The following is a 1,026-nucleotide window of genomic DNA, read 5'->3' as shown; positions in this document are numbered from 1 at the left end:
TTATCTTTGAACGCGGCCTGAACCATCTCCACCAGCTAATTTCAACACTTCGCCCATGCTTACCATGTTGAAATCACCTTCGATAGAGTGTTTTAAGCAACTTGCGGCTACCGCAAATTCAATGGTTGCCTGAGGATCATATCCTTCTAGGCTTGCGGCAATCAATCCAGCTCCAAAACTGTCTCCACCACCTACACGATCTACGATCTGCATGTTGTATCTCTTTGAGAAATAGTAATCTTTTCCATCATACAACATAGCGGACCAGTTGTTGATATTCGCATTGATTGACTCTCTTAATGTGATGGCTACTTTTTCAAATCCAAAGCGTTTTGTCAATTCACTAGCTACTTCCTTATATCCTTCGCGATTGACTTCACCACATGTTACATCCGTATCACTGGCCTTGATTCCAAATACATCGGCTGCATCTTCTTCATTGGCAATACATACATCGACATATTCACAGATCTTAGCCATGACTTCACCAGCTTTTTCTTTTGACCATAGCTTATTACGATAGTTCAAGTCACATGAGATCTTAACTCCATGTTCCTTTGCTTTCTTACAAGCTTCTATTGTAAGTTTGGCTACATTGTCACATAAAGCAGGTGTAATCCCTGTAATATGGAACCAAGCACAGTCTTTAAAGATTTCATCCCAGTTAAAATCCGCACTTGTAGCTGTATAAATACTAGATCCTGCACGATCATAAATAACTTTACTAGGACGTTGGCTAGCACCTTTTTCTAGATAGTAGATACCAATACGGTCTCCACCACGAGCAATATAAGATGTGTCTACACCATATTTGCGTAATGAATTGATGGCACATTGGCCAATTTCATGATTTGGAAGACGAGTTACGTATTTGGCATCAAAACCATAATTAGCTAAAGAAACAGCTACATTGGCTTCTCCACCACCATAAGTTGCACCAAATGTATCGGCTTGTACAAAGCGATAATATCCTTCTGGTGCTAAACGTAACATGATTTCTCCAAAAGTGACTACTTTTTGTTTCAT

The 1,026-nt window shown here is 39.7% G+C and carries 1 protein-coding gene; it reads right to left on the bottom strand.

Annotated features, from left to right (window positions below; all coding sequences use genetic code 11):
* Nucleotides 1–1,026, bottom strand: a complete 1,026-nt coding sequence (locus LJE08_RS13575; RefSeq protein WP_227403526.1) for a sugar kinase — start codon at nt 1,024–1,026, stop codon at nt 1–3.

Source organism: Holdemanella sp. DFI.5.55 (genome assembly GCF_020593575.1).
Classification (GTDB): domain Bacteria; phylum Bacillota_I; class Bacilli_A; order Erysipelotrichales; family Erysipelotrichaceae; genus Holdemanella; species Holdemanella hominis.
This window is presented reverse-complemented; position numbering and strand designations above follow the sequence as displayed.